The sequence below is a fragment of the Sulfuricaulis sp. genome (assembly GCF_049587675.1).
In the GTDB taxonomy this organism is placed as follows: domain Bacteria; phylum Pseudomonadota; class Gammaproteobacteria; order Acidiferrobacterales; family Sulfurifustaceae; genus Sulfuricaulis.
Map to the genome: position 1 here is coordinate 1 of NZ_JBAVEJ010000098.1, position 7189 is coordinate 7189.

The following is a 7189-nucleotide window of genomic DNA, read 5'->3' on the forward strand; positions in this document are numbered from 1 at the left end:
CCGCGGGCGGGCAGCGTCAGCAAGGCATCGTAACGCCGCAGGAAATCGCCCAATTCGCCCTGCAGGCGCGTGCGACTCTCAAGGGCGGCGTAATAGGCGGCTTCGGTAATCTTTGCGCCGTCATCGATCAGACGATTGAGTTCGGCGCTCAACCGATCCCGGTGTTGCCCCTGCAGCGCGGCGAACGTACGCGCGCCTTCGTAGTGCATGATGGTGCGGTGCACATCGTGCGCCCGTTGAAACGCATCGGGCAGCACCGCTGCTTCTACCACGGTCCCGGCGCGGCGCAACGTGGCGATGCTCTGAAGAAAATTTTCCTGCTGATCGGCGTCGGCGAGATGCCACACCGGCGAGCGCACCGCCGCCAGCCGCGGCGGCTGAAACAAGGGCTTGGGATTGAGGTCCTGCGGCACCAGCGCGAAGTCGGAGAGGCTGTCCGGATCGTCCGGCGTGCGGCCGATCAAGGCACTGGCCACGACTGCCGCATCGGCGACGTCGCGCGTGAAGACGCCGACCTGATCCAGCGTCTGGCTGAACTTGAGTATGCCGGAACGCGAGATGAGTCCGGCGCTGGGCTTGTATCCGACGACGCCGCAGAACGCCGCGGGCCGGATGACCGAACCGTTGGTTTGCGTGCCGAGCGCCGCCGGCACGAATCGCGCCGCCACCGCGGCGGCGGAACCGCTCGAGGAACCGCCCGGCGTGTGCGCCGGGTTCCACGGATTGCGCGTCTTGCCCGGAGAGAAATACGCCAGTTCCGCGGTCACGGTCTTGCCCAGCAATACCGCGCCGGCTTCTTCCCAGCGGCGCACGACGTGCGCGGATATCGACGGAATATTATCCTCGAAAACCGGCGAACCCATGCGCGTCGGCACGCCACGCACGTCGACGATGTCCTTGATGGCGACCGGCACCCCGAGCAACGCACCTTGTTTGCCCTCGCGCCGATGCTGGTCCGCCGCGCGCGCGGTTTCCAGCGCCGCTTCGGATTTGAGCCAGACCCAGGCTTCGATTGTCGGATCGAGTTGCGTGATATGCGTCAGACAATCGCGCACCAGCGCTTCGCTGGTGAAACGGTCTTCACGCAAGCCTAGCAGGGCATCCTTCACCCCCAGATGATGCAGGGCTTCCGACATTCAGGCGGGGGGATTCAGTAAATTGGGCGGCTTGCCCGTGGTCAGCGCCGCCACCAGATTCTCCGCCGCCAGCATCGCCATGTTGCGGCGCGTGGTCTCGGAGGAACTCGCGATGTGCGGCGTCAGCACCACGTTCTTGAAACCGAGGAAACGCTGATCGAGCTTGGGCTCGTTCTCGAACACGTCCAGCCCGGCACCGCCGATTCGCCCCTGCTGTAACGCCTCGATCAGGTCCTGATCGTCCACCACGCCGCCGCGCGCGGCATTAATAAGAATGGCCATGTTCTTCATCTTGGCCAGTTGCGCCGCGCCGATAATATGGTGCGTCGCCGGCGAATACGGCACGTGCAGTGTGAGAATGTCGGCGCGCGCGAGCAGTTCATCCATGCTTACATACGCCGCGTGGCAGCTTTTCTCAACTTCCTCCGACAGGCGGCGGGTATTGTGGTACAGCACGGTCATGTCGAAGCCGCGGGCGCGGCGCGCCACCGCCTGGCCGATGCGCCCCAGGCCGAGAATACCGAGCGTGGCGTGGTGCACGTCGGTGCCGAGAAACTGCTTCAGCTTCCAGCCGCTCCACTGCCCGGCGCGCAACCAGGCCTCGGATTCGGTCACGCGCCGCGCGGTCGCGAGGATCAGCGCCCAAGTAAAGTCCGCGGTAGAGTCATCGAGCACGCCGGGGGTGTTGGTGGCCATGACGCCGCGCTCGGTGCAGGCCTTGAGATCGATATTATTGAAGCCGACGGCGATGTTGCACACCGCCTTGAGCGTCGGACATTGCGCCAGCAGCGCGGCGTCGACGCGCTCGCTCAGGGTCGTGAGCGCGCCCTCCTTGTCCGCGAGACGGTCGGCCAGCTGTGCCGGGGTCAGCGGAGCATCGGACTGATTCGATTCGACTTCGAAGAAACGCGCAAGATATTCGAGTGTTTCGTCGAATACCTCGCGAGTCACTAACACTTTTGGTCGCATTGCCAGAAGCGATGTTACTTATAGAGAATTGACGGCAACCAGAGCCCTATCTCCGGGAACCAATACAACAGGAAGATGGCGAAAACCTGAATTGCCATGAACGGCATCATGCCGGCGAAAATCTGGTTGAGCGTCACGTGCGACGGCGACACGCCCTTGAGATAAAACGCCGCCATCGCCACCGGCGGCGACAGGAATGCGGTCTGCAGGTTCAACGCCACCAGCAACCCGAAGAACAGCGGATCGATGTTGAAATGCTTCAGCAGCGGAATAAAAATCGGCATGAAGATCACGATGATCTCGGTCCACTCAAGCGGCCAGCCGAGGATGAAAATGATGAACTGGGCAAGCATCATGAACTGCACTGGCGTCATGTTGAGCGACAGCACCCACGTCTCGATGATCTCCTGCCCGCCGAGCAGCGCGAACGCCGCCGAGAAGATGGCGGAGCCGACGAACAGCCAGCACACCATCGCGCTCGTCTTGGCAGTGAGGTACGAGGATTCCCTGACGATGACCCCAAGTTCCTTGATCGTGCTCCAGACCATGGCACCGATATTCCGGCGTTTCGGATCCGCCTCCTGCCAATGGGCGATGAAACGGTAGACCACCGCGAGAATGCATCCGCCGAAAGCGCCGACCGCCGCCGCCTCGGTGGGCGTCGCCAGCCCGAACACGATCGAGCCGAGCACCGCGAGGATCATGATGGCCAGCGGAAAGAACGAGGTGAGCATCATCTTGAACACCTCGAGCCGCTGCCAACTCAAGCGCCAGTAGCGGATAGCGAGCATGACGATGGCGACGCCGCATACGATCCAGAACCACGTCGGCACCGGGAGCCGCTCGGGTTCGGCGACGGCCGGCTTTTCGGCGACTTCGGGCTTCGCCGCCTCCGCAGCGGCTGGCGGAGCGACTTCTTTCGCGCCTTCGGTTGGAGGTTCCTGGACCCCGGAATCCGCGTTTTCCGCATCCGGAGAGCCGATGAGTCCCGTCGGTTCCTGTTCCTCCACGGGCGCCGCGACCAGGCCGCCCGCCTCGACCAGCCCGGCGGTGCTGGCCTCGATGACCGGCGCAGTCGTCGACTGATAGGTAATGCCCAGGGCGGCGATGATGACCAGTGCCGGGAGCAGCGCGACAAAAAACTGCACGAGCACGGTGTGTTTCGCGGCGGCGGCGGCGCCAGAGCCTGCGGTGAGTGCGCGCCACAGCCCGGCTAACGCGTTGCGATGCTGCGGCGCCAATCTCTGCGCCAAAGGCGGAAGCGCCACGTGCCGCTCGCTCTCGGGGAGCGGGGGCATGAGTTCGGGTTTCCACTTCGCGAGCACGATGATGTAACCCAGATAAAGCCCCGCGAGCATGAAGCCGGGGAAGAAGGCGCCAGCGTAGAGCTGGACCACGGACACCCCCGCCACGGCGCCATAAACAATCAGCAACACCGAGGGCGGGATCAGGATGCCGAGGCAACCGCCCGCGGTGATCGCACCGGCCGACACCTTGACGTTGTATCCGGCCTTGAGCATCGCCGGAAACGCGAGCAGGCCCATCAGCGTCACCACCGCGCCGACGATCCCGGTCGCGGTGGCGAAAATCGCGCAGGTGATAATGGTGGCCACGGCGAGCGATCCCGGCACCCCCGCGGTGGCGAGATGCAGGCTTTTGAACAGCCGGTCGATCAGGTTGGCACGCTCGACGAGATAGCCCATGAACACGAACAGCGGGACTGCGATCAGCACGTCGTTCGACATCACGCCGAAGGCGCCGCGCTGTACCATCAGGTCGAGGACCTGCTGGACGGCGAGATCCGGGTTCACGCTGCGGTAGGCCAGCCAGGCGAAAAACATGCCCAGGCCCATCAGCGTGAACGCGGTCGGGAAGCCGAGCATGATCGCCACCACGATCAGTGCCAGCATGAGCAGGCCCAGGTGGCCATTGGTGATGTGGCCCCAGGGCATGAATACAAGTATGGAGGTTACGATGATCGCCATCAGCGAAAAGCCGAACCAGAGTTCCTTGCGTATTCTCATTTGCCCGGCTCCCGGCGCGTGATCAGAGAGTCAAGCTTCTGGATGTCCTCGTCCTTGACGTGCACCATCTCCTTCAGCTTGTCGACGTCCACTTCCTCGACGTCTTCCTCGCGCGAAGGCCACTTGCCCTGCTTGAGGCAGATGATGCAGCGGATGATCTCGACGATGCCCTGCAACAGCAGGAAAATCCCGGCTAACGGAATGATGGTCTTGAATGGATAGACCGGCGGCCCCTCGGAGGTGATGTTCGAATGCTCGTTGATCGCCCAGGACTCGGCGGCATAGTTGTAGCCCGCCCAGGCGAGCGCGACCACGCCCGGAATAAAAAACACAATGTACAGCGTCAGATCGAGCCCTGCCTGCACCCGCGGTGTGAAGAAGCCGTAGAGCACGTCCCCGCGCACGTGGCCATTCTTCGCGAGCGTGTAGGCGCCGGACATCATGAACAGCGTCCCGTACATCATGATCATGGCATCGAAGGCCCACGCATGCGGATGGTCGAACACGTAGCGCGAGAACACTTCCCAGGAGATGAGCAAGGTGAGGCCGACGATGAACCAGGAAAACGCGTGCCCGATCCAGGTGCTGACCTTGTCAACGAAGAGCAACAGTTTCTGCATGGCCGAAAACCCCGATGATGTGGCAATGGGCCGGGAACCAATTATTATGCCGCCATGCCGCCCCCGCCCCGTTCTTGGCGGCGCTAAAAAAAACACCATCCGGAGCTACCGGATGGTGTCTCAGGAGTGCAACCTTAAGCCTTCTTCGGCGCACCCTTCTTGGGCGCGAAGTAATGGTTATAGGCCATGCGCCGGTTGACGTTGGTATCGAGATCCCAGCGCACCGCGCGCTCGGCGTACTTGCGCTGAGAATCGATAACCTCCTTGAACAGCGGATTTTCCGCCGACTTCTTCGCCATGACCTGGTCGAATATTTCGATTTCCTTCTCCAGCACCGAGTCCGGGGTCTTGTAGAACTTGACGCCCTGCTTGGTCTGCATCTCGATGTAGTCCGTCGAGTAGCGGTCGATCGCTTTCCACGCCATGTCCGCGGAAGCGGCATCCGTGGCGTAGGCGATGATCGATCTTATCTTCTCCGGGAGCGCATCGTACTTGGTCTTGTTGAACGTGATCTCGAACTGCTCCGCGTTCTGGTGGAAGCTCTGCAGCATGCACACCTTGGACACGTCCGGGAAACCGAGCAGGCGGTCGGAACTCGCGTTGTTGAACTCGGCCGCGTCGAGCAGCCCGCGGTCCATCGCCGGCACGATCTCGCCGCCGGGCAGTGCATTCACCGCCGCGCCCATGCCGGTGAACAGATCGATCGAGATGCCCACGGTGCGGTACTTGATGCCCTTGAAGTCAGCCACTTTGGTGATCGGTTTCTTGAACCAGCCGAGCGGTTGCGTCGGCATCGGCCCATACGGGAAGGACACGACGTTGGCACCGATGGATTTGTAGATCTTCTCGAGCAGTTCCTTGCCGCCACCGTACTTGTGCCAGGAGAGCATCATGTTGGCGTCCATGCCAAAGGCGGGGCTCGAGCCCCACAGCGCCAGCGCGTTCTGCTTGCCGTAGTGATACACGAGCACGCCGTGGCCGCCGTCGAGCGTGCCCTTCGACACCGCGTCGAGCAGGCCGAAGGGTGGCACCACCGCGCCCGCCGGCAGCACTTCGATCTTGAGTTCGCCGCCGGTCATGTCGTTCACCTTCTTGGCGTAGTCGAGCGCGTACTCGTGGAATATATCCTTCGACGGCCAGGTGCTCTGGAACCGCAGCGAGGTTACCTCCGCGCGCGAGATCATCGGGAATCCGATCGCGGCCGCACCGCCCACGGAAGCCGCCGTAGCCGTCAGAAATTTCCGGCGCGTCATCGAGCGGGATTTCTTCAGGTTTGCGGATTTCGATTTGCTTGTTTTCTTGTTCATCGCTTCCTCCTTGTTGCAAGTTGTCTGTGAAAAGTAAAGACATCCGGTATCCAAATAACACTGTGTTAGTCTACTCTCGTGTGGCGGGGCATATCCAGCAATGGTCCATGTTATTCCGGAGGGAGGTACCGTCTTTATCGCGGCGGCGGGTGTATGATTTGAAAACCGGAAAAGGCCTTATTGCGGTGCACCCGGAGACGGGTTGCCGGCCGCTAACAGCCGGGAATCCTGACCAGGTTTAGTTTAATTTTCACAATGCGCAATCCGCGGGAAACGTATCCATCCGTCCGCTCAAGTCAGCCACAGCTTTCCCGGCGCGTCGGGAATTTCACGCACCAGGCGCGGTACCAGATAGCCGGGCAATTGCCGGTTAAGCTCCGCCATCAGGCGCCGAGCGGCGGCCTCCTCCACCTCGAAGTGCGCCGCACCCTGGGCCTTGTCGAGCATGTGCAGGTAATAAGGCAAAACTCCCGCCGCGAACAATTTTTCACTCAGCGCCATCAGCGCTTCGGTACTGTCATTGACACCGCGCAACAACACGGACTGATTGAGCAGCTCCGCGCCGGACGTCTTGAGGCCCGCCAGCGCCGTTATCACCGAAGCATCAATTTCATTGGCATGATTCGCGTGCACGACCACCGCCGTCTTGAGCCGCGTCGCTCCGAGCCAGTCGCGGAGCTCATCGTTCACGCGCTCGGGCAACACAATAGGCACGCGGGTGTGCAGACGCAGACGCCGGAGATGCGGGATCGCGTCCAGACGCCGCGCCAGGTCGGCGAGACGGCGATCGGACATGCTGAGCGGATCGCCGCCGCTCAGGATGACCTCGGTGATCGACTCATCGCCGGCGATGTAGTCCAATGCCTGGCGCCACTGATCGATGGTAGGGTTGGCGTCAGCGTAGGGAAAATGACGGCGGAAACAATAGCGACAATGCACGGCGCAAGCGCCGGTGGCCGTCAGCAGCACGCGTCCGTGATATTTGTGCAGCACGCCGGGGACGACCATGGCGGAAAGATCGCCGACCGGATCGGCGCCGAAACCCTCGACCGCGAGGCATTCCTCGGCCAGCGGCAATACCTGGCGCAGCAAGGGGTCGCGCGGGTCGCTGGGTCGCATGCGCGCCACGAACC

General features: G+C 62.3%; 6 protein-coding genes. All 6 read right to left on the reverse strand.

All coding sequences use genetic code 11. The annotated features are described in order from the left end of the window. On the reverse strand, positions 1-1136 hold a 1136-nt coding region (locus WB402_RS05185; protein WP_424205853.1), incomplete at its 3' end, for an amidase. Then, entirely contained in the window at positions 1137-2105 is a 969-nt protein-coding gene (locus WB402_RS05190; RefSeq protein ID WP_424205854.1) for a 2-hydroxyacid dehydrogenase, read from the reverse strand. 14 nt (positions 2106-2119) lie between these two features. Next, entirely contained in the window at positions 2120-4123 is a 2004-nt protein-coding gene (locus WB402_RS05195) for a TRAP transporter large permease (RefSeq protein WP_424205858.1), read from the reverse strand. Positions 4124-4125: 2 nt separating this feature from the next. Further along, positions 4126-4749, reverse strand: coding sequence for a TRAP transporter small permease subunit (locus tag WB402_RS05200; protein ID WP_424205855.1), 624 nt, complete (start codon positions 4747-4749; stop codon positions 4126-4128). A 134-nt stretch (positions 4750-4883) separates the two neighbouring features. After that, positions 4884-6056 carry a TRAP transporter substrate-binding protein gene (locus tag WB402_RS05205; protein ID WP_424205856.1) on the reverse strand — a complete coding sequence of 391 codons (1173 nt, stop codon included), beginning with the start codon at positions 6054-6056 and terminating at the stop codon, positions 4884-4886. Between the two features lie 291 nt (positions 6057-6347). Beyond that, on the reverse strand, positions 6348-7189 hold an 842-nt coding region (gene epmB, locus WB402_RS05210), incomplete at its 5' end, for an EF-P beta-lysylation protein EpmB (RefSeq protein ID WP_424205857.1).

What these genes read in the sequence shown, in the direction of transcription:
- WB402_RS05205 (WP_424205856.1), bottom strand. Translation starts at nt 6,056, where the DNA reads ATGAACAAGAAAACAAGCAAATCGAAATCCGCAAACCTGAAGAAATCC.
- WB402_RS05200 (WP_424205855.1), bottom strand. Translation starts at nt 4,749, where the DNA reads ATGCAGAAACTGTTGCTCTTCGTTGACAAGGTCAGCACCTGGATCGGG.
- WB402_RS05190 (WP_424205854.1), bottom strand. Translation starts at nt 2,105, where the DNA reads ATGCGACCAAAAGTGTTAGTGACTCGCGAGGTATTCGACGAAACACTC.